At 68.3% G+C, this 25124-nt stretch carries 24 protein-coding genes and 1 pseudogene; 12 read left to right on the plus strand and 13 right to left on the minus strand.

The genetic code is table 11. The features are described from left to right. Positions 1-144 (plus strand): annotated as a pseudogene (locus Q1K09_RS09895) (IS481 family transposase); the annotation flags it as partial. Here the strand turns inward: Q1K09_RS09895 and Q1K09_RS09900 are convergent. After that, the gene (locus Q1K09_RS09900) at positions 141-1382 is read right to left on the minus strand and encodes a Na/Pi symporter (RefSeq protein ID WP_300345254.1); all 1242 of its coding nucleotides are present in this window, start codon (positions 1380-1382) and stop codon (positions 141-143) included. The pseudogene Q1K09_RS09895 and the gene Q1K09_RS09900 sit on opposite strands and share 4 nt — an antisense overlap. Before the next feature lie 188 nt (positions 1383-1570). Here Q1K09_RS09900 and Q1K09_RS09905 point away from each other — a divergent pair, with 188 nt between their 5' ends. Further along, the gene (locus tag Q1K09_RS09905) at positions 1571-2440 is read left to right on the plus strand and encodes a M48 family metalloprotease (protein ID WP_300345256.1); all 870 of its coding nucleotides are present in this window, start codon (positions 1571-1573) and stop codon (positions 2438-2440) included. A gap of 4 nt (positions 2441-2444) precedes the next feature. Here Q1K09_RS09905 and Q1K09_RS09910 read toward each other — a convergent pair whose 3' ends face one another. Then, positions 2445-3866, minus strand: coding sequence for an FAD-dependent oxidoreductase (locus Q1K09_RS09910; protein ID WP_300345258.1), 1422 nt, complete (start codon positions 3864-3866; stop codon positions 2445-2447). Positions 3867-4052: 186 nt separating this feature from the next. On the opposite strand from Q1K09_RS09910, the gene Q1K09_RS09915 reads away from it, so the two are divergent. Then, on the plus strand, positions 4053-4484 hold the full coding sequence (locus Q1K09_RS09915) for a hypothetical protein (protein WP_300345260.1): 432 nt from the start codon (positions 4053-4055) through the stop codon (positions 4482-4484). A 2-nt stretch (positions 4485-4486) separates the two neighbouring features. Continuing rightward, positions 4487-4999 carry an HIT family protein gene (locus Q1K09_RS09920; protein WP_300345262.1) on the plus strand — a complete coding sequence of 171 codons (513 nt, stop codon included), beginning with the start codon at positions 4487-4489 and terminating at the stop codon, positions 4997-4999. Here the strand turns inward: Q1K09_RS09920 and Q1K09_RS09925 are convergent. After that, positions 4996-6009, minus strand: a complete 1014-nt coding sequence (locus tag Q1K09_RS09925) for a polyprenyl synthetase family protein (protein ID WP_300345264.1) — start codon at positions 6007-6009, stop codon at positions 4996-4998. The two genes, Q1K09_RS09920 and Q1K09_RS09925, sit on opposite strands and share 4 nt — an antisense overlap. An 11-nt stretch (positions 6010-6020) precedes the next feature. Next, positions 6021-6740 (minus strand): demethylmenaquinone methyltransferase, encoded by a 720-nt coding sequence (locus tag Q1K09_RS09930; protein ID WP_300345266.1) that lies wholly within the window; start codon positions 6738-6740, stop codon positions 6021-6023. Positions 6741-6795: 55 nt separating this feature from the next. On the opposite strand from Q1K09_RS09930, the gene Q1K09_RS09935 reads away from it, so the two are divergent. Next, entirely contained in the window at positions 6796-8082 is a 1287-nt protein-coding gene (locus Q1K09_RS09935) for an isochorismate synthase (protein WP_300345268.1), read from the plus strand. On the opposite strand, the gene Q1K09_RS09940 is transcribed toward Q1K09_RS09935, so the two are convergent. Further along, positions 8060-8932, minus strand: a complete 873-nt coding sequence (locus Q1K09_RS09940; RefSeq protein ID WP_300345270.1) for a phosphatase PAP2 family protein — start codon at positions 8930-8932, stop codon at positions 8060-8062. The genes Q1K09_RS09935 and Q1K09_RS09940 overlap by 23 nt on opposite strands. A 29-nt stretch (positions 8933-8961) precedes the next feature. Between Q1K09_RS09940 and Q1K09_RS09945 the strand changes: the two genes are divergently transcribed. After that, complete coding sequence (locus Q1K09_RS09945; RefSeq protein ID WP_300345272.1) at positions 8962-9540, plus strand: DNA-3-methyladenine glycosylase I; 579 nt, start codon at positions 8962-8964, stop codon at positions 9538-9540. Here Q1K09_RS09945 and menD read toward each other — a convergent pair. Both menD and Q1K09_RS09955 read right to left on the minus strand, forming a co-directional pair. Next, positions 9537-11342: a 2-succinyl-5-enolpyruvyl-6-hydroxy-3-cyclohexene-1-carboxylic-acid synthase gene (menD, locus tag Q1K09_RS09950; RefSeq protein ID WP_300345273.1), complete on the minus strand. Its 1806-nt coding sequence runs from the start codon at positions 11340-11342 to the stop codon at positions 9537-9539. The genes Q1K09_RS09945 and menD overlap by 4 nt on opposite strands. Before the next feature lie 9 nt (positions 11343-11351). Then, positions 11352-12377, minus strand: coding sequence for an o-succinylbenzoate synthase (locus Q1K09_RS09955; RefSeq protein WP_366909308.1), 1026 nt, complete (start codon positions 12375-12377; stop codon positions 11352-11354). A 10-nt stretch (positions 12378-12387) separates the two neighbouring features. Here Q1K09_RS09955 and Q1K09_RS09960 point away from each other — a divergent pair, with 10 nt between their 5' ends. The 4 genes from Q1K09_RS09960 (at position 12388) to Q1K09_RS09975 (ending at position 16082) form a co-directional block, all read left to right on the plus strand. Then, a complete protein-coding gene (locus tag Q1K09_RS09960) occupies positions 12388-13371 on the plus strand; it encodes a phosphatase PAP2 family protein (protein ID WP_300345277.1) in 984 nt (327 codons plus the stop codon). A gap of 10 nt (positions 13372-13381) precedes the next feature. After that, positions 13382-14527, plus strand: coding sequence for an FUSC family protein (locus Q1K09_RS09965; protein ID WP_300345278.1), 1146 nt, complete (start codon positions 13382-13384; stop codon positions 14525-14527). Between the two features lie 83 nt (positions 14528-14610). Continuing rightward, positions 14611-15675, plus strand: coding sequence for an ACR3 family arsenite efflux transporter (gene arsB, locus Q1K09_RS09970; RefSeq protein WP_300345279.1), 1065 nt, complete (start codon positions 14611-14613; stop codon positions 15673-15675). A 5-nt stretch (positions 15676-15680) separates the two neighbouring features. Next, complete coding sequence (locus Q1K09_RS09975; protein ID WP_300345280.1) at positions 15681-16082, plus strand: arsenate reductase ArsC; 402 nt, start codon at positions 15681-15683, stop codon at positions 16080-16082. Position 16083: 1 nt separating this feature from the next. Here Q1K09_RS09975 and Q1K09_RS09980 read toward each other — a convergent pair whose 3' ends face one another. Both Q1K09_RS09980 and radA read right to left on the minus strand, forming a co-directional pair. Continuing rightward, positions 16084-17337, minus strand: coding sequence for an FAD-dependent oxidoreductase (locus Q1K09_RS09980; RefSeq protein WP_300345281.1), 1254 nt, complete (start codon positions 17335-17337; stop codon positions 16084-16086). Between the two features lie 61 nt (positions 17338-17398). Then, the gene (radA, locus tag Q1K09_RS09985) at positions 17399-18769 is read right to left on the minus strand and encodes a DNA repair protein RadA (protein ID WP_300345282.1); all 1371 of its coding nucleotides are present in this window, start codon (positions 18767-18769) and stop codon (positions 17399-17401) included. A 46-nt stretch (positions 18770-18815) separates the two neighbouring features. Here radA and Q1K09_RS09990 point away from each other — a divergent pair, with 46 nt between their 5' ends. Continuing rightward, on the plus strand, positions 18816-19739 hold the full coding sequence (locus tag Q1K09_RS09990) for an A/G-specific adenine glycosylase (protein WP_300345283.1): 924 nt from the start codon (positions 18816-18818) through the stop codon (positions 19737-19739). A 37-nt stretch (positions 19740-19776) separates the two neighbouring features. Next, positions 19777-20241: a DUF3817 domain-containing protein gene (locus tag Q1K09_RS09995; RefSeq protein ID WP_300345284.1), complete on the plus strand. Its 465-nt coding sequence runs from the start codon at positions 19777-19779 to the stop codon at positions 20239-20241. A gap of 15 nt (positions 20242-20256) precedes the next feature. Here Q1K09_RS09995 and Q1K09_RS10000 read toward each other — a convergent pair whose 3' ends face one another. From Q1K09_RS10000 to lysS, 4 genes are all read right to left on the minus strand, one after another. Beyond that, entirely contained in the window at positions 20257-22776 is a 2520-nt protein-coding gene (locus Q1K09_RS10000) for an ATP-dependent Clp protease ATP-binding subunit (RefSeq protein WP_300345285.1), read from the minus strand. A gap of 110 nt (positions 22777-22886) precedes the next feature. After that, positions 22887-23189, minus strand: coding sequence for an Lsr2 family protein (locus tag Q1K09_RS10005; RefSeq protein ID WP_300345286.1), 303 nt, complete (start codon positions 23187-23189; stop codon positions 22887-22889). A gap of 173 nt (positions 23190-23362) precedes the next feature. Further along, a complete protein-coding gene (locus Q1K09_RS10010; protein WP_300345287.1) occupies positions 23363-23587 on the minus strand; it encodes a hypothetical protein in 225 nt (74 codons plus the stop codon). Positions 23588-23594: 7 nt separating this feature from the next. Further along, positions 23595-25115, minus strand: a complete 1521-nt coding sequence (lysS, locus tag Q1K09_RS10015; RefSeq protein ID WP_300345288.1) for a lysine--tRNA ligase — start codon at positions 25113-25115, stop codon at positions 23595-23597. Positions 25116-25124 lie beyond the last annotated feature (9 nt).

Here is a 25124-nt window from a genome sequence, read left to right on the forward strand (position 1 = left end):
GCCACGGCCTACCGCAGCGAAGCAGATCGAGAAGCCTCCTATGAGGACTTCCTGCACTACTACAATCACCACCGCACCCACACCGCCATCGACGGAGAAGTCCCCTCAGCCCGTGTTCACAACCTCACGGGGAAGTACAGCTAGAGCAGGACGATCAGCGCCAGCGGCAGCGCCAGGAAGACGCCCACCACCCAGGCGAACGCGACTGAGGGGCGCCGGACCGCCAGGTCAGCCAGCCATGCGGCGCCCTTCAGCGGCACCTCCCGGATCCCCGGGATGCCGAAGATCACCACAGTGCCGAAGACGTTGAAGAGCAGGTGGGCCAGTGCGGCGGTGAGCGCAATGGTGCCGACGGGCCCGTCGAACGCGAAGGCGGACACCAGCGCGGTGATGGTGGTGCCGATGTTCGCACCCAGGGTGAACGGGTAGATCTGCCGCAGGCTCAGCGCCCCGGAGCCCGCCAGCGGCACCATCAGCGCCGTCGTGGTGGAGGAGGACTGAACCATCACGGTCACCAGCGCCCCGGAGCCGATCGAGGTGATCGGACCGCGGCCGACGGCGGCATTGAGCACCCGCTGAGCCTTGCCGACCAGCAGCGCCTTGAGCATCCGCCCGATGAGGTTGATGACCGCCAGGATCAGCGCGATCGCCACCACGATCATGGCGATGCCTGCCCAGATCCCCGGCAGCGGGCTGAGCGCCCAGGTGATGAAATCAGCCAGCGGTGAGGTGGCCCCCTTGACCACGGTGCCGATGCCGCCGAAGATCACGGCCACAATGCCGCCGTCCGCGCCGGAGAGGCTGCCCGCAACCGCGGTGGAGAGCCGCTCCAGCAGCCCGAACATCATCTCCAGGGGCAGGAAGATGGCCACGGCCAGCAGATTGAAGAAGTCATGGACGGTCGCGGCGGCGAATCCCCGGCGGAACTGAGTCTTGTCCTTGACCATCCCCAGGCTCACCAGAGTGTTGGTCATCGTGGTGCCCAGGTTGGCGCCCAAGATGATCGGAATGGCGATCTCCAGGGGCAGTCCGCCGGCGACCAGGCCCACGGTGACCGATGTGGTGGTGGAGGAGGACTGGGTCAGGGCGGTGGCCACCACGCCGATCATCAGACCCACCACGGGGTTGGCGGCGAAGGTGAACAGGGACTCCGCATGGCCGCCCGCCGCCACCGAGAACCCGGAGCCGATGACGCTCACGGCGGTGATCAGCACATAGACGCAGGCGGCTACGGTCAGCCAGTTCAGCGTGCCCTGCACCCGCGGCGGAAGGCCGCGCAGCAGTCCGCTGCGCTGCAGCGGAGTGGACGGGGTGGGCGGCGTATCGACGGCGGCGCCGGCGTGGGGCGTATGGAGCTTCTCCGGCGCTGGCAGTACGGCCATGACTCTCCGTTCAGACTCGCGGTGGAACGGTCCAGTTCCTCTACGCCATGCAGAGTGACAGCCCAAAGTGAACTCTAGGTAAACACCGAGGAAAATCAGCTCAACACCGCCAGTATGTGAGCAAATTCACTGCCGCGCGGCCTCGTAGAATGAGCAGTACATCCCGTCCGCCGAACCGAGGGAGCACGATGCACCACCATCACGGGCGGCTGCGCACCGCCGGCCTACTGGCTTTTCTTTTCGCCCTGCTGCTGCTGGTCGGCGCCATCGTCGCCTATGCCACGAACATGCCGATCTTTCTGCTCATTTTCGGACTGATCGGCGTGGTCTCGGTGGCTTACTCCTACTGGAACTCGGACAAGATCGCCCTGCGAGCCATGCGGGCCTATCCCGTGGACCGCGCGCAGGCGCCCCAGCTGTACCAGATGGTGGAGGAGCTCGCCGGGCGGGCCCAGCAGCCGGTGCCGCGCATCTTCATCTCCCCGCAGCCGACGCCGAACGCCTTCGCCACCGGCCGCAATCCGGAGAAAGGCGTGGTCTGCTTCACCGAAGGCATCCTGAATCTGCTGACCCCGCGTGAGCTGCGCGCCGTCACCGGCCACGAGCTGATGCACATCTACAACCGCGACATTCTCATCTCCTCGGTCGCCGCCGCGGTGGCCGGCTTCCTCACCACCATCGCGCAGATGATGATGTTCACCCGCATGGGCGGCCGCCAAGGCGGGAACCCGCTGATGCTGGTGGGCATGATCCTCGCCGCGATTCTGATGCCGGTGGCTGCCGCGCTGATTCAGTCAGCCATCAGCCGCACCCGGGAGTACGACGCCGACGCCGACGGAGCAGTACTCTCCCAGGATCCGCTGGCCCTGGCCTCTGCGCTGGACAAGCTGGACAACGGCATCTCCCGGATCCCGCTGAAGGAGGATCCCAAGCATGACGCGCATGCCCATATGATGATCGCCAATCCCTTCGGCCCGCGCGCGAAGCAGCTGTTCTCCACCCACCCGCCGATGGAGAACCGGATCGCCCGGCTGAAGGAGATGGCCGGGCAGCCGTAGTCAGCTAGGCGCGGCTGATCCGCACCATCTCTTCGCGCGGAACCACCTTCACGCGTTCGCGCTCCACCGGTCCCGCGGTGGTGGCCTGCTGGCCCAGCTGGACCTCGTGCTCGTCGAGCTTCAGCCAGCCCTCCCAGGTGGTGTACTCGACTCCTCTGGACTCCAGCAGCTCGATCACCGCATTCTCCTCCGGCTGTTCGGCCTCCGGCAGCCGGTCGGCATCGGCGATCAGGCACTCGATGGTCTCCATCGCGTCGCCCTTGGTGTGACCGATCAGCCCCACCGGGCCGCGCTTGATCCACCCGGTGGCGTAGGTCCCGGGGATGTGGTGGCCGTCGTCGTCGAGCACCCGGCCGGCTTCATTGACGATCACTCCGCGCTGGTGGTCGAAGGGGATGCCCTTCACCTCGGAGCCGAAGTAGCCCACAGCGCGGTAGACCGCCTGGACCTCGTAGTCGAGGAACTCACCGGTGCCGCGCACATTGCCGGTTCCGTCCAGCTCCATTCGCTCGAACCGAATCCCCGCCACCTTGCCGGTGCCGGCGCCGTCCTCATCACGGCCCTCCAGGATCTCCACCGGCCGGTGCAGGAAGTGCAGGTGCAGCCGCTTGGAGGCCTCCTCGGCCCGCTCCTCCTGCTCCACCAGCCAGTTGGTGAGCGTATTGACCATGGTCTTGATCTGATTGTTGGAGCGGATGGCCTCATCGGAGGCGTCGTCGAACTCGAAATCCTCCTCATAGAGGACGATGTCCACGTCCCGGGAGTGGCTGAGCTCGCGCAGCTCCAGGGGGGTGAACTTCACCTGGGCCGGCCCCCGCCGGCCGAAGACGTGCACGTCCGTTGCCGGGGAGGCCTGAAGACCCTGGTAGACGTTCTCCGGGATCTCCGTGCTCAGCAGGTCCTCGGCGTGCTTGGAGAGCACCCGTGCGACGTCGAGCGCAACGTTTCCATTGCCGATCACTGCGATCTTCTCCGCCTCCAGGGGCCACTCGCGCGGATAGTCGGGGTGGCCGTCATACCAGGAGACGAAATCGGCCGCGCCGAAGCTGCCTTCGAGCTCGACGCCGGGGATGTCCAGGGCGGCATCCTTAATGGCGCCGGTGGCGAAGATCACAGCGTCATAGTGGCGGCGCAGGTCTTCCAGGGTCAGATCTGTGCCGATGGCCACATTGCCCAGCAGGCGGATATCGCCGCGGTCCATGACTTTGTGCAGGGCCTTGATGATGCCCTTGATGCGTGGGTGGTCGGGCGCGACGCCGTAGCGGATCAGCCCGAAGGGCGCCGGGTAGCGGTCGAAGAGGTCGATGCTGAAGCGCAGATCGTGCTTGGCCTGGGCCTTCACCAGGATGTCTGAGGCGTAGACCCCGGCGGGACCTGCACCGACGACGGCGACGCGGATGGGCCGGTGGGTGAACGTGTCAGACACGGAGAAGCGGATCCTTTCGACAGGAGATGGTGGCGAATTGCCTCAGGACAGTATGCCGTATTGGACAACGCCGAGCTGCACCGGTGTTGTTCCCCGCTGCTGGGCCGAGTCCGGTCCATTAGTGTGGCATGTGAGCGGTCCCGTGCCGGTGGGCTGCGCAGTGCACAACGGAAGCGAGTCACTCCCATGGCCGAGATGTTCTTGGACAGGTTCAAAGCCCTGGTGCCGAAGTATCTGGATGATCAGTGGACCGACGCGGAGGGATACAGCCCCGAGGAGTTGGAGGAGCTGCTGGCCGATTCGGAGCTTCCCGACAGTGCGCAGCTGCCGCTGGTCCTTCAGGAGCTCTACCTGGCTCTGGGCCGGTGCGAGGAGATTCTGGAGGCTTACCACTTCATCTTCGATCCCGACGAGCTGGTGACCGAGGAGGGGTACCTGCTGTTCCTGGAGGATGAGGACGAACGCTGGGTCTGGGGCGTGGAGGTCTCAGACCTGCGGATCCCCGACCCGCTGATCCACCGCAGGAACAATGACAAGCACATCTGGACTCCGGAGGGAGCCACCGTCAGCGAGTTCCTCTTCGACCTGCTGGACTTCTCCTTCGCGGAGGACGAGTGAGCATGGCGTACGATCCGGGCCTCGGCACGCTGTGGACCTCTCACGCCCCGGAAGGCTATGTCTGCCCGTTCTGCGAATTGGCGGCCGGCCGGGCGGATGATCCCGGGAACCGCTGCGAGCTCTCCGATGTGGTGTACCAGGATGAGGATCTGCTGGTGTTCATCGCCTGCGACGGCTTCGGCCCCTACCCCGGGCACGCGATGATCACTCCGGCTGCCCACCGGGAGGCGCTCTACGATCTGGAGGATGAGCTGCTGGCCAAGATCAGCATCTTCTCCCGGCATGTGGCCGTGGCCATCAAGCGGGCGTGGAACCCGCCCGGAACCTCAGTGCGGCAGCACAATGAGCCGGCGGGCAACCAGCATGTCTGGCACTACCATCTGCACGTCTTTCCGCGGTATCCCGATGATCTGCTGTACCGGCAGATCCGCCACCCGCTGGATGTGGAATTCCGTGCTCAGCGCGCCCGGGAGCTCTCCGCTGCGCTCGAGGAGGTGCTCAGGCACGCATCCTAGCCCTCGCGGTCGACGACGGCTTCGGCGAAGCTGAGCAGTGAGGACTTGACCACCGACTCCGGCAGCGGTGCGACCGCCTCCTGGGCCTTGGCCGCCCAGCGGCGGGCCACGGCCCACGCCTCTGCGGTCACCGGGTGGTCGACCACAGTGGACACGGCCCGCTGAAGCGCCTCATCGCTGGTGAGATCGGCCTCCACCACGTCCAGCACCTCCCGTGCGGAGCGCGCCTGCTCAGCAGTGCCCTGCTCGGCGGTGCGCCGCAGCAGCAGCAGCGGCAGAGTGGGCACCCCCTCCCGGAGGTCGGTGCCGGGAGTCTTGCCGGAGGTGGCAGGATCTGCGGTCAGGTCGATGACATCATCGGCCAGTTGGAAGGCGATGCCCACCGCTTCTCCGTATTCGCGCAGCATCTGGGTGACCTCCGCGCCGGCCCCGCCGAAGAGCGCTCCCAGCTGCGCGGCGGTGGCCACCAGGGAGCCGGTCTTATCTGCGATGACGCCCAGATAGTGCTCATAGGGGTCCTCGCCCTCGCGCGGGCCCACGGTCTCGTGCAGCTGCCCCATCACCAGCCGTTCGAAGGTTTCGGCCTGGATGCGCGAGCCCTCCTCCCCCAGCTGGGTCATCCGCTCGGAGGCGCGGGCGAGGATCAGGTCTCCGGTGAGAATGGCCACGGAATTGCCCCACACCTCATGGGCTGAGGGCGCGCCCCGGCGCACCGGGGCGGAGTCCATGACGTCGTCGTGATAGAGCGTGGCCAGATGCGTCATCTCCATGACCACCGCGGCCTGGCGCACACGGTCATTGACCCCCTCCCCCAGCAGCGAGGTGAGGATGGTCAGCAGCGGCCGGACCCGCTTCCCACCGGCCTCGGCCAGGTACCGCGCTGCGGTATTGGCCAGCTCATCGGTGGAGGACAGGGCCGCCAGCAGCTGTTCCTCCACGGCGTCGAGGGCCTCTGTCACTTCGGAGGCCAGCTCCTCGTCGCCGGCGAGGACATTGAGTGATTCTGTCATCGGATTCCAGCCTAGTCGTTCCCCGGGGCCTTCACGGCATGATGGATAGCCACGATCCCGCCGGTGAGATTGCGGTACTTCACCCCGGTCCAGCCGGTCTCAGTGATCATCGCCGCCAGCCCGTTCTGGTCCGGCCAGGCACGAATGGATTCGGCCAGGTAGACGTAGGCCTCCGGATTGGAGGACACCGCTCGGGCCACCGCCGGCAGCGCCCGCATCAGGTATTCGGTGTAGACCGTGCTGAACGGCGCCCAGCTGGGGTGGGAGAACTCCATCACGGCCAGCCGTCCCCCCGGGGCCGTGACCCGCAGCATCTCCTCCAGGCCGCGGCGCGGGTCTGCGATATTGCGCAGCCCGAAGCTGATGGTGACCGCCTCGAAGCTGTTATCGGCAAAGGGCAGGTTCATTCCGTCCCCGGCGACGAAGGTGATCTCCGGGTGGCGGCGTTTGCCCACCTGCAGCATGCCCAGGGAGAAGTCGCAGGCCACAGCCACCGCTCCGGCGCGGTGGAACGGCACGGTGGAGCTTCCGGTCCCGGCCGCCAGGTCCAGCACCCGCTCCCCCGGGGCCACGTTGAGGGCTTCGACCAGCTTCCGGCGCCAGCGCACAGTCTGGCCCAGGGAGAGCACATCATTGGTCAGGTCGTAGCGTTCGGCGACCTCGTCAAACATGGAGGCGACGTCTTCGCGCCTCTTGTCCAGTCCGGCCCGGTTCCCTGTGCGGCGATTCACTCCAGCATTCTCGCAGATCCGTCACACAGCGCTGGGCAAGTAGGATGTGCTGGTCATGACTTCTTCCGCCTCCGCCCTGCACGCCCACACTGTGGAGGTGGACCTCGACGACGACGGTCTGCCGGGCCTGCTTCCCGGACTGCAGCCCAGCGGAGTGTGGCTGCGCGAAGGCGAAGGCCTGGTGGGGCTCGGCATCGCTGCGGCCGGACGGGCCACCGGCGAGCGCAGGTTCTCCGAGCTGGCCGACTGGTGGGAGACCACCGCGCAGCGGATCCAGCAGCGGGAGTCCGACGCCGAAGCCTCACCGGCGGTCTTCGCCTCAGTGGCCTATGCGGCCTCATCCCAGTACGTCTCCCGGCTGATTCTGCCCGAGGTGCTGCTGCGCCGTGCGGGGCGGCGGACCTGGGTCACCACCGTGAGCCAGCGGCAGCGGCCGGTTGAAGAGATGCTCAGCGACCACGGCCTGCGGCTGCAGCGGGGCAGGCTGCTGCGGGCCGCCAGTTCTTCGACGGCGATGCCGGCGGCTGCTCAGGCACCCGGGCTGCGGTCGGAGCGCCACTATCTGCATGCGGTTTCCGCCGGGCTGAGCGCCATAGCCGAGGGCACGGTGCAGAAGCTGGTGCTCGCCCGCGATGTGCAGGTGGCAGCGGACTCGGTGATTCCGCTGGGGCTGCTGCTGCGCCGGCTCACCACCGACTACGCGGGCTGCTGGACCTATCTGGTGGGCGGGGATGAGCAGGCCGTACTGGGCGCCACCCCGGAGATGCTGGTCAGCGTCCGCGGCGCCGAGGTCAGCTCCCGCGTGCTGGCCGGCACTGTGGATCATTCCGCCTCCGAGCATCTGCTCGACGACAGCAAGCAGCACCACGAGCATGATCTGGCGGTCCGCTCGCTGCTGGACCAGCTGGGCCGGGTCACGGAGACGCTGCAGGCGCCTCAGCGTCCCCGGGTGCTCGAGCTTCCCAATGTCTACCATCTGGCCTCCGACATCACCGGGCGCCTGGCCCGCGGAGAGGACGGCAGTCTGCCCTCCCCGCTGCTGGTGGCCGGGCAGGCCCACCCCACCGCTGCGGTCTGCGGCACCCCCACGCGGCAGGCCGATGATCTGCTGGCCGTGCTGGAGGGTCTGGACCGCGGCCCCTTCGCCGGACCGGTCGGCTGGATCGATGCCCAGGGCAATGCGGACTTCGGGATCGCGCTGCGCGGAGGGGTGCTGGAGCAGCCCGACCGGATGCGGCTCTTTGCGGGCTGCGGGATTGTCCACGGGTCTCAGCCGGAGGCCGAGCTGGCAGAGACGCGCTCGAAGCTGCGGCCGATGCTCACCGCACTGGGCGCGGGCTGAGCCTGGCCTCCTCGTAGCGGAACAGGCTGATCCCTGCCGCGGCCAGCAGCCACGCCGGGCCCGCGGAGAGGGCCGTTCCGGCCACCCAGTGCCATCCGCTGGAGGCGCCGTCGAGCGTGAGCTCCAAACCGGACCAGCCTCCGCCGGCATAGAGGCCCACCAGAGCTGCGCCGCAGAGCAGAACGCCGATGACGGCGCACATCAGCTCCGGTGCATGCGGGCGCGGATGCGCCGGGGCCGGCCGGTCTGGGACCCGCAGCCGGAGGATCAGCCAGCCGCCCACTAAGCCCCAACCGGCCACCACCAAGTAGGCGGCGATCATATCGCTGGGCCGGTGCCAGGACTCCAGGTAGATGTAGGCGCCCCACCCGGCACCCCACACAGCGGCGAGCACTCCGGCTGCCGGACGCCATCGTGATCCGGCGGCCAAGAACACGGCGACGGCGGAAGCCGCCGCCATAGTGGTGTGCCCGCTGGGCAGCGCATTGGAGCTCCCTGCGCCGTCGATCAGTTCGGGACGCTCCAGCCAGCCGTGCTTGACCACCTGGGTGGTGATATTGGAGGCCACCACCGTGGCGACGGCGATTCCGGCGGTGAGCCAGTCGCGCTGCGGGATGGTCAGCGCAGCCAGCGCGCCGGCCGGGGGCGCCATAATCCATACCGCGATCCAGCGGTTCTCCGGATCCAGCTCCGGCAGCGGGTGCCAGTGCCGGCCGGTGACCTCACGCAGCGCCACATCGATCAGCTGCCCTGAGGCGGTCTGGACGAATCCGAGGTAGACGATCAGGAAGGCCGCGGCGCACAGCGCAGCACCGGCCATCCACCATGGGGTGCGTAGAGTCGCGGACACAGACTCCAGTATCTCTTAGCATGTTCGCTATGCACGAGCCGATCCGCTGCACCTGGGCCCGGTCCGCCGCTGTGCTGCGGGAGTACCACGACGCCGAGTGGGGATTCCCGGTGGGCGATGACCGCCGGCTGTTCGAGAAGCTGTGCCTGGAGAGCTTCCAGTCCGGGCTGAGCTGGCGCACCATCCTGCAGAAGCGGGAGAACTTCCGGTCAGCGTTCTGCGGCTTCGACGCTGCGCGGATCGCCGAGTTCACCGCCGAGGATGTCCAGCGCCTGCTGGCTGATCCGGGCATTGTGCGCAACCGCGCCAAGATCGAGGCGGTGGTGCACAATGCCGGCTGCGCACTGCAGCTGGCCGAGCAGGAAGGGTCGCTGGCGCGGTTTGTGTGGTCCTTCGAACCTGAGCAGCCGCCAGCGCCGCAGAGTGTGACCGTCTCGCCGGCCTCGCGGGCGATGGCCACCGAGCTCAAGCGCCGCGGATGGAAGTTCCTGGGCCCCACCACAGTGTTGGCCTTCATGCAGTCCATGGGCCTGATCAACGATCATGCCGAGGACTGCTTTCTGCGCGAGAGAGTGGCCGCCGCCCGGGCGGAGTTCCCCCGGCCCTAGCCGGACAGCTCGGAGGCGGCCTCAGCGATCCTGGCGTGCAGGTCCCGCAGCCGGGTGCGGTCCGTGCGCACCTCGATGATCCGAATCCCCACCCGGTCCTCCGGGTGCTGCAGAGCCTCTCCAAGCTCTTCGAGGTCCTCGGCGAAGCAGTAGTCGTGGCCGTAGGCGTCGGCGAGCGCCTCGAAGTCCACGGTCTGCGGTGTGCCGAAGAGCCGCTCCACGGCCTCGGCCCAGCCCGGGCGGCGTCCCACCTGGCCGTGTTCGAGCTGGTCGAAGATCGCGCCTCCGGCGTCGTTGATGACCACCACATCCAGGCTCGGCGGCTGCTCGGTGAGGGGCACCAGCAGCGCATTGACGTCGTGGAGGAACGTCAGGTCTCCCACCAGGGCGGTGGTGCGGCGTCCTGCGCCGATGCTGATGCCCGCCGCGGCGGAGATATTGCCGTCGATGCCGGCCAGTCCGCGCATGGCGTAGATCTCCCGCGGGGCGTCGCGGGTCAGAGCTGCGGCCAGGTCCACATCCCGGATCACTGAGGAGGAGCCCAGCAGCAGAGGGGTGCGCACCGTTTCGGCAACGAATTGGGCCACCCGGACTGAGCTCAGACTTCCGGCCTCCTGGTCCTCCTCGCGCAGCACAGCATCGATGGTCTGCTGCGCCTGCAGCCCGGCGGTCTCCCAGGCCTGCGTCCACTCCTGCGGGGCTGGCCCCACCAGCTGCCGCAGCTGGGGCAGCTCGGTGACCACCCGCCGGGGCAGCCGGTCATCGTGCCAGGGCTCGGCGCGTGGAGCGTATTGAACCACGTCGATGTCGTCGCGGCTGATCAGCCGCTGCACCTCACGGGTGAGGGTGGGGCGGCCGGCGACGACGACGAGCTGGGTCTGTTCGCGCAGCCGGGCCGCGGCTGAGCCGGGCGGGGACTTCAGCAGCAGCCGGTAGCCCTGCACCGGTCCCAGATCGCTCCAGCGGGCTCCCGAGGTGGGCTCCGCGAGCATGGGCTGGCCCAGTTCGCGGGCCAGCTCCACCGCCTCGCGGGGGGCCCGGTGGCCCAGGACGAACAGGGCGGAGGTGGGTTCGGCGGTGCTGGGGCCGGGCTCCCAGGCCGTCTCCTCGGCGTCCAGACTGCCCAACGCCTGAGCCGCGTGCAGATGCTCAGCGGGGCTGGTCGGTACGGGGGCCGGGAGTCCGGCGCCCTCGGCGGGGACCAGCGGGTCGGCGAATCCGACGTTCAGATGCACTGGGCCGGCGGGGGCATCTGCTGTGCCGAGCCCGGCGCGCAGCAGCAGCGCGGTCTGCGTCTCGGCGGCGAGCATATCGTCCCGGGACGCCGGCTTCAGCCGGACCTGCCCCTGCTCCAGGTGCAGCTCATCGCGCACCCGGCCGGCGAACATCCCCTGCTGCCAGGTGGTCTGATTGGCGCCGGTGCCGTGCAGCGGCTCGGGCCGGTCGGCGGTCACCGCCACCAGCGGAACGGCGGAGAGGTCGGCCTCCATCACCGCAGGAAGCAGGTTGCCTGCCGCCGTGCCGGAGGTGGTCACCACGGCCGCCGGCCGGCCGGAGGCCAGAGCGAGACCCAGAGCGGTGAAGGCCGCTGACCGCTCATCGACCCGCGTGTGCAGCCGTACGGCACCGGACTGCTCAGCCTCGGCCAGAGCGTAGGCCAGGGGGGCGGAGCGGGAGCCGGGGGCCAGCACCACATCGGTGACCGAGAGCACCAAGCCGCGGACTATGCGGCGGGCCAGCTGCAGCGACTCAGCGTCCTGGGAGTCGTCGAACTCGCAGAAGCCGCTCCGGGCAGAACTCATGGGGCCATCCTATGAGGCGAGCACCTGGTGGGCGGCGCGGACCCGGTCGAACCACCAGCGGCGACGCGGACCGGTGATCCGGTGCCGCTGCATCAGCTCCGGCACCGGGGCCGGGGCGCAGATCTGCCCGGACTGTGTGGGCACGTCGAGGGTGCCGGAGACGGGCACCAGCGGCTCATCCACCAGCTCGCCGTCGAAGAGGGTGACGGTGCCCAGCCCGCAGGCGAAGGGAAGCTGAGGAAGACGGGCCGCCAGCGCCAGTCCGGCCGTCAGACCCACCGAGGTGTCCAGGGCGGAGGAGACCACGGCGGGCAGGCCCGCCTGCCGCACCAGGTCCAGGGCCCGGTCCACACCGCCCAGCGGGGGCGCCTTGACCACTATGAGATTGGCAGCTCCCAGCTGCGCCACGCGCAGCGGGTCCTCTGCTTTGCGCACGGCCTCGTCGGCGGCGATGGGCACCTCAAGCCCTGCGGTGGCCAGCTGCTCGCGCAGCCGTGCCAGGGGCTCCACCCCGGCCACCGGCTGCTCGGCGTACTCCAGGCCGCCGGCGGCCTGGGTGATATCCCCCAACGCTGCCACTGCCTCCGGGATGCTCCAGCCGCCGTTGGCGTCCACTCGCAGCGCCGCTCTCGGCAGCAGCCGGCGCACTTCAGCCACCCGGTCGACGTCGTCCTGTCTGCTTTGGCCCGGTTCGGCGACTTTGATCTTCACCGCCGGCACGGCTTCCCCGTAGCGGGCCAGCACCGCTTCGACCCTGCTGGGGCTCACCGCCGGAATCGTGGCGTTGACCGGCACCGCAGTCCGCAGCGGAGCACCTAGGCCCTGAAAGGCCGCCTGAATCCCTGAGGCGAGCCACTGGGCGGATTCATCAGGCCCGTACTCGCTGAAGGGGGCGAATTCGGCCCAGCCGGCGGGTCCCTGGAAGATCACTGCCTCGCGGACGGTCTGCCCCCGAAACCGGGTGCGCATCGGCAGGGCGACCGCCTCGGCAGTGCTGAGAATCTCGTCCACCTCGGGCACAGGCTGCAATGGCATACTGATCATTATGTCCGCCGCCTCTTCATCGCTGCGCCCGCCCGGCCGGCGGACCGGCCTGTGGATCGCCGGCGTGCTGACCTGCTCGGCGCTGTTCATCGGTGTCTATGAGTATTTCGTCCGCACCTACACCGGCCAGCTGATCGAGTTCTCCCTGCTGAACGCCTCGGAGTTCTTCGAGCATCCGCTGCCGACGCTCAACCTCAGCGTGCCGGCCAATATGCTGCTGGTGATCGCCGTACCGGCTGTGCTGTTCGCAGTGATCACAGTGGTGCGCCAAAAATTTCTGGCCGCGATGATCGCCGCAGGCGCCATGGTGGGGGCAAATCTGTCCACCCAGCTGATCAAGCACGGCTGGCTGGACAAGCCGGTGCTGGAGCGGGGGCCGGCCTGGCCCGAGTACTGGATGAACAACACGCTTCCCTCCGGCCACACCACTGTGGTCACCTCGGTGGCGGTGGCGCTGTTCCTCATCGCCAGCCCGCGGCAGCGCCCGTTCTTCGCGGTGCTCACCGCCTTCTACGCCGGCGCGGTCGGGGCCTATACGTTCATCGAGACCTGGCATACCCCGGCGGATGTGGCTGCCGCCTACCTGGTGGTCGCAGTGTGGGCGCTGGTGGGCGGCTGGCTGATTATGCGCACCGATCCGCGCCGAAACTCTGTGGTCTATGACGCCGAGCCGGATGTGGCGCCAGCGGCTGGGTTCTGCTGGTTCCTGGGCATTGTGCTGGGCCTGGGAGCGATGCTGTGCCTGCTGTTCAGCGGCGGGTGGTCGGCTATGGAGGCCTCGCGGGAGGAGCCGAGCCTGTGGCTGTGGTTCGCCGGAGTGCTGCTGAGCCTGAGCCCGGCGTTCCTGATCTCGGCGGCAGCCATCAATTTCTTCGGCGCCGAGACCGGCCGCCGGCAGCGCGGGGCGGATGTGCCCTCCCCGCGCGGGGAACGTGCCGTCTATCCCATACCCCCGGAGCTGCGCGAGCTCTACGAGAGGGTCTGAGCTGAGCACGGTGCGCCGCTACCTCGCCCACCTTCTCCGCTCCGCGGGGACTGTGCTTCTGCGGCGTGTGCGCACCGGCGCAGTGCGGGCCAGGCGCTCCGTGCTGCCGGCGCTGCAGATGACCGCCGCCGGCGTGGGCGCCTATGTGATCGCCGAGCAGCTGCTGGGGCACGAGTCTCCGCTGTTCGCCGCCGTCGCTGCGCTGATCGCCTTGGGCTTCACCAAGGAGCCGCGGCTGCGGAAGGTGATCGAAGTCGCCGTCGGGTGCACTCTGGGAGTGCTCATCGCCGATCTGCTGGTCCACGCCTTCGGCCCCCGGGCGCTGACCGCGGTGGTGGTGGTCTTCCTTGCGGTGATGCTGGCCCGCTTCCTGGACCCGGGGCCGGTGCTGGCGATGCAGATGGCACTCCAGGCCCTGCTGGTGGTGATGGTGCCCGCGCCCACCGAACCCGACCTGGGGCCGCTGACCCGCAGCGTGGATGCCGTCGTCGGGGGCTCCACCGCACTGCTGATCGCCCTGCTGACGCCGAAGGATCCCCGCGGCGAGCCGCTGCGGACGCTGCAGGGCGTCACCGATGAGCTCACCCGCTCGCTGCGTGAGACCGCTGCCGCACTGCGCAGCTCCGACTCCCGCGAGGCTTGGCACGCGCTGATCCGGGCGCGCAGCATCCAGGGGCAGATCGATGAGGTCAACCAGGAGCTCACCTCCGCCAAGGAGCTCGTATACTTCTCTCCGGCCTACCGGCGGCATCGCCACCATGTGCGCCGCCTGGAGAAGGTCGCCGACAAGCTGGACCTGGCCGTGCGCAGCCTGCGTGTGGTCAGCCGACGTGCAGTCTCGGCCATCGACCACGCCGCCATGAGCGATGCCGGCACCGAATCTCTGGCCGCGGTGATGGAGGAGACCGCCGATGCGGCCGTTCAGCTGGCCGGGGCGGTGCGCGAGACCGGGCCCGGCTTCGACCGCCGGATGCAGACCGCCCGCGACTCCTTGGCCGCGGTGGCCGTGCAGCTGCATCCGGCTCGGCTGGGCCTGGATGATCTGGAGGGCGAGGCGCTGGTGCTGCTGATCCGCACCATGGTGGTGGATCTGCTGGAAACCACGGGCCTGAGCCACCAGGAGGCGGAGGAGCATCTGCCGGTGCTGCGCAGCTGACATTGACATATGGCGATATACTCAGCATCGATAATCGTCGATCAAAACTGAGGTCTCTCATACCCGCACCCCCGGCGCCTGCCGTGTCCCCTCCGTCTGCAGACGCCGTCGTGCAGCGGCTCTCCCTGCTGGACAGGTTCCTTCCGGTGTGGATCCTGGCCGCTATGGGGCTGGGTCTGCTGCTGGGTGCTGTGGTCCCGACGGTGGGCACCGCTTTGGAGACGGTGAAGGTCGCTGGCGTTTCGGTGCCGATCGCCGTGGGCCTGCTGGTGATGATGTATCCGGTGCTGGCCAAGGTGCGCTATGGCGAGACCGCCGCGGTGATGGGAGACCGCCGGCTGATCATCACCTCGCTGCTGCTCAACTGGCTGCTGGCCCCGGCGTTCATGTTCGTGCTGGCCTGGGTGTTTCTGCCCGACCTTCCCGAGTACCGCACCGGTCTGATCATTGTGGGCTTGGCGCGCTGCATTGCGATGGTGCTCATCTGGAACGACCTGGCCTGCGGAGACAGGGAGGCGGCCGCTGTCCTTGTGGCGGTGAATTCGGTGTTCCAGGTGGTCATGTTCGGCGTGCTCGGCTGGTTCTACCTGCAGCTGCTGCCCGGCTGGCTGGGCCTGCCCACCACATCGGCGGAGTTCTCGGTGTGGGCGATCACCCTGTCCGTCCTGGTGTTTCTGGGGCTGCCGCTGGCTGCCGGGTTCCTCACCCGCACCGTGGGCGAACACCGGCTGGGACGGGAGCGCTATGAGGAGACGGTGCTGCCCAAGCTCGACCCCTGGGCGCTGTACGGACTGCTGTTCACCATTGTGCTGCTCTTTGCCCTGCAGGGGGATCAGGTGCTGGCCGCCCCGTGGGACGTGGCGCGCATCGCGCTGCCGCTGCTGGTGTACTTTGTGGTGACCTTCGCAGCCTCGATGGCCATCGGCTGGCTGCTGCGCCTGGGGTACGAACGCTCCACCACGCTGTCCTTCACCGCTGCGGGCAATAATTTTGAGCTGGCTATCGCCGTGTCGATCGCCACTTTCGGGGCTGCCAGCGGTCAGGCTCTGGCCGGTGTGGTGGGTCCGCTCATCGAGGTTCCAGTGCTGGTGGCACTGGTGTACGCGGCCCTGTGGGCCCGTAGGCTCTTCCACTCAAGAAAGGCTTAAGACCCATGACCGATGAACCCCAGGTCCTGTTTGTCTGTGTGCACAATGCAGGACGCTCCCAGATGGCCGCCGCGTGGCTGCGCGAACTCGGCGGCGGACGCATCCGGGTGCGCTCCGGCGGCACCGAACCGGCCGACCAGGTGAATCCTGTGGCGGTGGAGGTCATGGCCGAGGTCGGCATCGATATCTCGGAGGAGAAGACCCATGAGATGTCGGCGGCCACCCTGCAGGAATCCGACGTGGTGGTGACCATGGGCTGCGGCGACGACTGCCCCTACTACCCGGGCAAACGCTACGAGGACTGGCCGCTGGAGGACCCGGCCGGCAAGGATGTGGAGACGGTCCGCCGGATCCGCGACGCGATCCGCCAGCGGGTCGAGAACCTGGTGCGTGAGCTCACCGCCTGATTCACCGGCCGACGACGGCGGGCCCGGCGTCCGCTGCGCTGCAGACCCCGGTCTCCGGCAGGTTCAGGTCCTGCGGGGTCGAGTCCTCTCCTGCCAGGTGGGCAGCGATGGAGCGCACCTGCTCATACCCGGTGGCCAGCAGAAAGGTGGGCGCCCGGCCGTAGGACTTCATTCCTGCGATGAAGAAGCCCTCCTCGGGGTGGGCCAGCACCTCGGCTCCATGGGCGGGCACGGTGCCGCAGGAGTGCAGTGCGGGGTCGATGAGCGGCGCCAGGCGGGACGGGGCCTCCACGGCAGGATCGAGCTCTGTGCGCAGCTCGCGCAGCAGCTGCAGCTCGGGGCGGAATTCAGTGGCTCCGGCCAGTGCGTCCACCTCTGTGCTGCGACCGTCCCGGAACTGCACCGCCAGCCGGCCGGAGGCGGTGACGGCCAGCTGGTGGACCTCCGCAGAGGTGATCAGGTCTACGATCCCGGCCTCCACCACACGGCGCAGCCGCTCCCCCAGGGCTCCGCGCTCGGGGAGGCCGTCGGCGTCTCCGCCGCCGTAGCTGCGCTCGGGGCTGTCGGCGCGCAGCGCCCAGGTGATGGTGGCGCTCGGCTCCGCTCGCTTGAGGGCGGCGAGATTGAGCATCGTATTGACTGCGCTGTGACCCGCCCCGAGGACCATGACGTGCTTTCCCGCTGTGCGGTCCCGGTCGGCGCCGAGAACATCGGGCAGTGATCCCAGCATGCGCTGGGCGACCTCCGGCTCATCCTCCCCTGCGGCGGGTATCCCTCCGGCGCCCACCGGATTGGGCGATCCCCAGGTGCCGGAGGCATCGATGACGGCCGCGGCGGAGAGATCTGCTGCGCCTTCTGATGTGCGGACCCGCACCTGGAAGGGTACTCCCGCGCGGTCATGGGTCTTGTCGCGGTGCCCTCGGGTGATGGCCACCGCCCGGTGTCCGGTCCTGATGCGGCCGGCCAGCTGCGGCACAGCGGCCAGGGGCTGCAGGTACTCGGCGACCAGGTCAGCTCCGGTGGGCAGGGCAGCAGGCCGTGGGGCCTCCCAGCCCTGGCTCTGCAGCAGCCGCACGGAGGCCGCATCCAGCACGTAGCGCCACGGGGAGAACAGCCGGATATGCCCCCACTCGGAGACGGCGGCGCCGACGTGGTCACCGGCTTCCAGCACGAGCGGCTCCAGGCCGCGTTCTATCAGATGTGCCGCGGCTGCCAGGCCGATGGGGCCGGCCCCGATGACGACGACGGGATTCACAGCTGCCCCCTATATCGATGTTTATCGATCATCCCGCACCCATCGATATCTGTCAATGAGATTACTCGGTGCTGAACAGCAGGTTCAGCGCCTCCGGAAGCGAGCCGACCTCTTTGGCCCGGATCCCCGGCGGTGCGGCCTCTGCGCTGCCGGGCGGCACCAGCGCGTGGGTGAACCCCAGCCGGGCGGCCTCCTGCAGTCTGCGCTGAATCCCGGAGACCGGACGCACCTCTCCGGCCAGGCCCACTTCCCCGACGGCGAGGAACTTGTTCGGCAGCGGCTTCTCCAAGGCTGCAGAGGCTACGGCCAGGGCCACGGCCAGGTCCGCCGCCGGCTCGGAGATCCTCACCCCTCCCACCGTGGCCACATAGGCCTCCGACTTCATCAGCGCAGCCAATTTGGCGCGCCGCTGCAGCACCGCCAGCAGCATGGAGACCCGCGGCGAGTCCAATCCGGAGACGGCCCGCCGCGGCTGGGAGGCCTGCGATTCGGCGATCAGCGCCTGCACCTCTGCGGTCAGCGGGCGGCGTCCTTCCAGAGTGATGGTGATGCAGGTGCCGGCAACCCGTTCGGCCATGGCGGAGACGAACAGCCCGCTGGGATCGGCCAGTGACTCCAGCCCGGTCTCGCTGAGATCGAAGCAGCCGACGTCGTCGGTGGGTCCGTAGCGGTTCTTCACCGCCCGCAGCAGGCGCAGCCGGGAGTGCCGGTCCCCCTCAAACTGGCAGACGACGTCGACCAGGTGCTCCAGCATGCGCGGACCGGCGATGCTGCCCTCCTTGGTGACATGGCCGACCAGGATGGTGGTCATATTGCGGCGTTTGGCGGCCTCGATCATCGCGGCGGTGACCTCACGGATCTGGGTGACGCCGCCGGCGGCCCCGTCCACCTCCGCCGAGGAGAGGGTCTGCACCGAGTCCATCACGGTCAGCTGCGGGCCGACCTCCTCGATCTGGGCCAGCGCCTGGCCCAGGTCTGATTCGGCGGCCAGGTAGAGGCTGTCGGCCAGCGCGTCGATGCGGTCGGCCCGCTTCTTCACCTGGGCGGCCGACTCCTCCCCGGTGAGGTAGAGCACCGGCGAGTCGGTGTGGGCCCGGGCAACGGCCGCGGCGGCCTGCAGCAGCAGTGTGGACTTGCCCACCCCGGGTTCGCCGGCCATGAGGATCACCGCCCCGGGCACCAGTCCTCCGCCGAGCACGCGGTCCAGCTCCCCGAGCCCGGTGGGCCGGAACTCTGCGGCCGAGGCGTCCACCTCAGCGATGGCCGTCGCCGGAGCGGCAGCGCTGCGTGCCGCCGGGGTGCGGGCGGTGACCTGGCCCTTCTCCTCCACGGTCCCCCAGGCCTGGCACTCGGGGCAGCGTCCCACCCATTTCACGGTCCGCCATCCGCATTCGCTGCACTCGAACTGAGGGGTGGACTTGCTCTTGGCCATAGGCACCACAGTAGCGGTCGGTGCAGACATAGACTGGGGCACCGTGATGCCTGATCCCGAACCGGTGCACCACCGCCTCACCCAGTGGTACCGCCATGCCCAGCGGGACCTTCCGTGGCGGCGCGAGGACTGTTCGGCCTGGGGCGTGTTCGTCTCCGAGGTGATGCTGCAGCAGACCCCGGTGCAGCGGGTGCTGCCGCGCTGGCAGGAGTGGATGCGCCGGTGGCCGACTCCGGCTGACTGCGCGGCCGCGGGCACCGCTGAGCTGCTGCAGGTTTGGGACCGGCTGGGCTATCCGCGCCGCGCCCTGCGCCTGCAGCAGGCGGCTGCGGCCATGGTGGAGCGCCACGGAGGAGAGGTCCCGGCGGATCCGGACCTGCTGCGGGCGCTGCCGGGGGTGGGTGAGTACACCGCCGCTGCGGTGGCCTGCTTCGCCTTCGGCGTCCCGGAGGTGGTGGTGGACACCAATATTCGCCGGGTCCACGCCCGGGTGTTCGCCGGGGACCCGCTTCCGGGCAAGACATATACCGCCCAGCAGCGCCGGCTGGCCCGGGATGTGTTTCCGGACCCTGAGATCGACGACGGCGGCTTGGCCTGCACCTGGAACATCGCGGCGATGGAGCTGGGTGCGCTGGTGTGCACCGCCGCCTCCCCGGACTGCGCCCGGTGCCCGGTGGCTCAGCTGTGCGCGTGGCGGGCGGCCGGGTATCCGGAGCCGACCGAGCAGCAGCGCGGCCGTGGACAGCCGTGGGCCGGGACCGACCGGCAGGTCCGCGGCCGGATTATGGCTGTGCTGCGCCAGGGCGTCCCTGTGCCTCGGTCCGAGCTGCTGGCGCAGCTGGGGCTTCCCTCAGCCTCTGCTGAGCAGCGGGCCCGCTGCTTGGATTCGCTGCTGTCCGACGGACTGGCCGAGACTGATGGAGAGCAGGTCGCCCTGCCCGGCAGCTTGGAGCCTGCCGCCAGCGCGTAGGATGCTCTCCGGATGTTCCCTCACCTTCAGGAGTACCGTGTTCCGCTCACCCAAGATCTTCTTCCGAGTGCTGGCCGCCGCCGAGGCGGTCTCCTGGACGCTGCTGATCGGCGGGATGGTGCTGCGCGCCACCCACGGCTTGGACCTCGCGGTGACCATCGGCGGCGGCATCCACGGATTCGTCTTCCTCGCCTACGCGGCCGCGGCGGTGATCGTGGCCGCCAACCAGCGCTTGAAGCCGGGGCCGGCGGCAGCGGCGATCATCAGCGCAGTGATTCCCTACGCCACCGTTCCGGTGGACATCTGGCTCAACCGCACCGGCCGGCTGGACGGCCCGTGGCGGGTCGAGGCCAGCACCGACCCGCGCGATCACACGCTGCCCCAGCGGATGCTGCGCATCCTGCTGAACCATCCGGTAGCGGTGGGAGCGGCACTGGTGATCGCCGTGGCAGCGCTGTTCGTGGTGCTGCTGATCCTGGGGCCGCCGGTGCCCAAGGGCTGAGCGGCCCGGGCGCGCTCAGCTTTCGATGGCGGCAGGCTCCTCTGCGGCCTCAATCTGGTGATCGGCCGGGACCTTCCAGTCGAAGGTGAGCTCGCGGTCTGCGCCTGTTCCGGTGAGTCCGATGCTGATCTCCGCACCGTGCGGGATCTCACCGTAGAGGATCCGCTCGGAGAGCTGGTCCTCCACCAGCTGCTGGATGGTCCGGCGCAGCGGCCGAGCACCCATGGCCGGGTCGTAGCCCTTCTCCGCCAGGAATTCGCGGGCCTCCTGAGCCACCTCCAGCGTCATGCCCTGCTCGGCCAGCCGGTCGCGCAGCTTGCCGACGAACAGATCGACGATCTTGACGATCTCCGACTGCTCCAGCTGCGGGAAGACAATGGTGTCATCCACACGGTTGAGGAACTCAGGGCGGAAGTGCTGGCGCAGCTCCTGGGTGACCTTGCCCTTCATCCGCTCGTAGTTGGTGGTGGTGTCGGTGGCGGAGGTGAATCCGGTCATCACGCCCTTGGAGATCTCTCCGGTCCCGAGGTTGGTGGTCATGATGATCACCGTGTTCTTGAAGTCCACCACGCGGCCCTGGGAGTCGGTGAGCCGGCCGTCCTCCAGGATCTGCAGCAGGGAGTTGAACAGATCGGCGTGGGCCTTCTCCACCTCGTCGAAGAGCACCACGGAGAACGGACGACGACGAACCTTCTCGGTCAGCTGCCCGCCCTCTTCGTAGCCGACATAGCCTGGGGGCGCTCCGAAGAGCCGCGAGACGGTGTGCTTCTCGCTGTACTCGGACATATCCAGGGTGATCAGTGCGTCCTCGTCGCCGAAGAGGAACTCGGCCAGGGTCTTGGCCAGTTCGGTCTTGCCCACTCCGGTGGGGCCGGCGAAGATGAACGAGCCGGAGGGCCGGTTGGGGTCCTTCAGACCGGCACGGGTGCGCCGGATGGCGCGGGAGAGCGACTTGACGGCCTCGTCCTGGCCGATGACTCGCTTGTGCAGCTCCTCCTCCATGCGCTTGAGCCGGTCGGACTCCTGCTCGGTGAGTTTGAAGACCGGGATGCCGGTGGAGAATGCCAGGACCTCGGCGATCAGATCGGCGTCGACCTCAGCGATCTCGTCCATATGACCGGACTTCCAGGCCTCCTCCTTGGCGTTGCGTTCCTCGATGAGCTTCTGCTCCTTGTCCCGCAGGGAGGCAGCGCCTTCGAAGTCCTGGGCGTCGATGGCGGCTTCCTTCTCCCGCCGGACGTCCTCGATCTTCGCGTCGTAGTCCTTCAGCTCCGCCGGCGGGGTCATCTTCTGGATGCGCAGCCGTGCTCCGGCCTCGTCGATCAGGTCGATGGCCTTATCCGGCAGGAACCGGTCGTTGATGTAGCGGTGCGCCAGGGAGGCGGCGGCCTCCAGGGCGTCTTCGGTGATGGAGACCTTGTGGTGGGCCTCGTAGCGGTCGCGCAGGCCGCGCAGGATCTGCACGGTGGTCTCCACCGAGGGCTCCTCCACCTGGATCGGCTGGAAGCGGCGCTCCAGGGCGGCGTCCTTCTCGATGTGCTTGCGGTACTCGTCCAGCGTGGTGGCGCCGATGGTCTGCAGCTCCCCGCGGGCCAGCATGGGCTTGAGAATATTGGCGGCGTCGATGGCGCCCTCGGCGGCGCCGGCGCCGACCAGGGTGTGGATCTCATCGATGAACAGGATGATGTCGCCCCGGGTGCGGATCTCCTTGAGCACCTTCTTCAGGCGCTCTTCGAAGTCACCGCGGTAGCGGGAGCCGGCCACCAGGGAGCCCAGGTCCAGGGTGTAGAGCTGCTTGTCGCGCAGGATTTCGGGAACATCGCCGTTGACGATGGCCTGAGCCAGGCCCTCCACTACGGCGGTCTTGCCCACACCGGGCTCACCGACGAGCACCGGATTGTTCTTGGTGCGCCGGGAGAGCACCTGCATCACGCGCTCGCGCTCGTAGTCGCGGCCCACCACAGGATCCAGCTGCGCCTCGCGCGCGGCCGCGGTGAGATTGCGGCCGAACTGGTCGAGCACCACTGAGCCGGAGGGCTGGCCCTCGGAGGAGCCGCCCTGGCCCACTCCGGCGCCCGCCTTCTGCTGGTCGCCTCCGGAGTATCCGCTCAGCAGCTGGATGACCTGCTGGCGGACCTTGTTGAGGTCGGCGTTCATCTCCACCAGCACCTGGGCTGCCACGCCCTCACCCTCGCGGATGAGGCCCAGCAGAATGTGCTCGGTGCCGATGTAGTTGTGGCCCAGCTGCAGCGCTTCGCGCAGGGAGAGCTCCAGCACCTTCTTCGCCCGCGGGGTGAAGGGGATATGGCCGCTGGGCGCGTTCTGCCCGGGGCCGATCTTCTCCTGCACCTTTTCGCGCACACCGCCGAGGGAGATGTCGAGGGACTCCAGCGCCTTGGCGGCGACTCCCTCACCCTCGTGGATGAGGCCGAGCAGAATGTGCTCAGTGCCGATGTAGTTGTGGTTGAGCATGCGGGCCTCTTCCTGGGCCAGCACCACGACGCGCCGTGCGCGGTCGGTAAATCTCTCGAACATAGCCAACTGACACTCCCTACAGCGTTGTCTTCCGAGAGTTCAAGGCTACGGGCACCGGAGCCTGGGTCCACCCCCTGTTCGCCACAGGGAAAAGTAGCCGGCGCGCTCAGCTACCGCTTCTTGGCGTTGCGGTAGGCCTCGACGATGTCGCGGTGCAGCCGACCGCGCTTGGCGACGGTGTAGCCGTTGGCGATCGCCCACTCGCGGATCTGCCGAGCCTCGTTCTGCGGTGAGGGCGGCGGCACGGCGCGAGCCTTGCGGACGTATTTGCGCAGGGTGTCGCGCAGCTCCTTCGCATTCTTCTCCGATAGATCGATCTGGTAGAAGCGGGCATCCAGTCCGAACTGGATGGTCTCCTTCGCCTCGCTTCCGTCCAGGTCGTCGACGAGAATCTCCTGAACTTTCTTTGCCATTGATCTGCACTCCAGGGATATTGAGGGCAGCAGTTTCTGCTGCGATTTGGGCGCAAGCCGCTGCGGCCCGATGGGGCCAGCAACACTAAGAGTGTTTCAAGAAAAAGTGATAGCCGTCAACTTGCTAAAACCAGGTTAAATCCTGTTACTTCCCAGCTTATCTGAGGGCGGGCTCAGTGCGTCGGTGTCTGCGCAGACCGGGCTGAACCCTGCTCAGGTGCCGTTGCGTCGTCGTTCCGCCCTGCGGCGTCCTCAGCCTCCAGCTGCTGCCGGATCTGCGCCTCTGCGGCACGTTCACTGCGGTCAGCCCGGAAAATGGCGCGCATGGCCAGCCAGAAGATCAGCCCCACCCCCACAGATGGGGCGAGAACCTCAAAATAGGGCCAGATATTCTCCATAGTTTTCTCAGCTTTCGGGCTTCAGGAGAGGGAAGAGGATCGTTTCACGGATGCCAGCTCCTGTGAAGAGCATCACGAGCCGGTCGATGCCCAAGCCGATTCCGCCCATCGGCGGGGCGCCGTACTCCAGGGCGCGCAGGAAGTCTTCGTCATACTGCATAGCCTCGTCATCCCCCGCGGCGGCCCGGCGCGACTGCTCCACCAGCCGTTCACGCTGAATAACCGGATCAATCAGCTCGGAGAATGCCGTGCCGCGCTCCATTCCGCCGATGATCAGGTCCCATGCTTCGATGACTCCGGGCTTGGAGCGGTGGGGGCGGGCCAACGGCTGCGCGGCCGGCGGATAGTCGCAGACGAAGGTCGGCTGAATGAGGGTGGGCTCCACGATTTCGCCGAAGAGCTCAATGACCAGCTTCTCGGCGTCCCAGGCCGGATCCACGCTGATGTCATGGCGCTCGGCCACTGCACGCAGCTCCTCAGCGCTGGTCTCCGGGGTGATCTGCTGCCCCACCGCCTCGGAGAGTCCCGGGTAGACGCTGACCCAGGCCCAGTCGCCGTCGAGGTTCACCGTGCCCTTCTCGGTCTCTACCTGGCGTCCGGCTCCCACTGCGTCGGCGGCGGCGAGCACCATCTCCTGCATGCGCTCGGCCATGGTGTACATATCGGCCCAGGCCTCGTATGACTCCAGAGTGGTGAACTCCGGGGAGTGGGTGGAGTCCACGCCCTCATTGCGGAAGACGCGGCCGATCTCGTAGACCCGGTCGATCCCTCCGACCACGGCGCGCTTGAGGTACAGCTCAGTGGCGATGCGCAGGGTCATGTCTTGGTCGAAAGCATTCAGATGGGTGGCGAAGGGCCGCGCCTGGGCGCCGCCGTGGACCAGCTGCAGGATCGGGGTCTCCACCTCCACGTAGTCGTGGGCGTGCAGGGTGTCGCGGATGGCGCGGGTGATCGCGGCGCGCTGGTAGACCATCTGCCGGGCTTCGTCGCGGACGATGAGGTCGGCGTAGCGCTGGCGGACGCGGGTCTCTTCGTTCAGCTCGGCGTGCAGCACCGGCAGCGGCCGGATGGCCTTGGAGGCCAGGGTGAAGGAGCTGGCCATCACGCTGAGCTCGCCGCGGCGGGAGGTGATGACCTCGCCGGTGACCTGCACGTGGTCGCCGAGGTCCACCATGGACTTCCATTCAGCCAGTGCCTCTTCGCCGACTTCGGCCAGCGAGAGCATCGCCTGCAGGCGGGTGCCGCGGCCTTCCGGGCCGCCTTCCTGCAGGGTGGCGAAGCACAGCTTGCCGGTGTTGCGGATGAACATCACCCGCCCGGCGACCGAGACCGTCTCCCCGGTGGACGCCCCGGGCTCCAGCCCGTCGAAGCGCTGGCGGACCTGGGCCAGCGAGCTGGTGCGCTCCACCGTGACCGGGTAGGGAGCCACGCCCTTCTCCAACAGGCGGGCGCGCTTATCCATGCGGACCGCCCGCTGGTCGTTGGTGTCGATCTCTGCCGCCGAAGTCTTCTGCTCAGTCACGGGCATATTCTACGC

The sequence above is a fragment of the Nesterenkonia sp. genome (assembly GCF_029265375.1).
Taxonomy (GTDB): domain Bacteria; phylum Actinomycetota; class Actinomycetes; order Actinomycetales; family Micrococcaceae; genus Nesterenkonia.